The sequence below is a fragment of the Pseudoalteromonas sp. CR1 genome, assembly GCF_019392235.1.
Classification (GTDB): domain Bacteria; phylum Pseudomonadota; class Gammaproteobacteria; order Enterobacterales; family Alteromonadaceae; genus Pseudoalteromonas.
In genome coordinates this window covers 1-239 of the sequence record NZ_JAHXRM010000596.1, presented here as the reverse complement: position 1 = coordinate 239, position 239 = coordinate 1, and the positions used below count along the sequence as shown (strand labels likewise).

Sequence of the window (239 nt, the reverse complement as noted above, 5' to 3'; positions counted from 1 at the left end):
CTGCAAGGCGCTGGGCGACTCGTCGCTGCTCGCCCCGTTGGTGCTCAGGCCGTATTCGGCGGCACTGCGCGAGTTGATCAACTGGCCTTGCGCCTTGCCCGCATTGATCAGCGTGACATCCCCGCGCGGGTAGCCTTCGGTGGAAAACGCCTGGCTCAGTGAGCCGCTGATCTGCTCATCGACTTTTACCAAGGGGCTCAACGACTGTTCACCCGCATACAGCTTTTGCAATGAGCTGC

The 239-nt window shown here is 61.5% G+C and carries 1 protein-coding gene; it reads right to left on the bottom strand.

The features are described 5' to 3' along the window. On the bottom strand, positions 1 to 239 hold a 239-nt coding region (locus tag KZZ04_RS20685; RefSeq protein ID WP_219424103.1), incomplete at both ends, for a metallopeptidase TldD-related protein.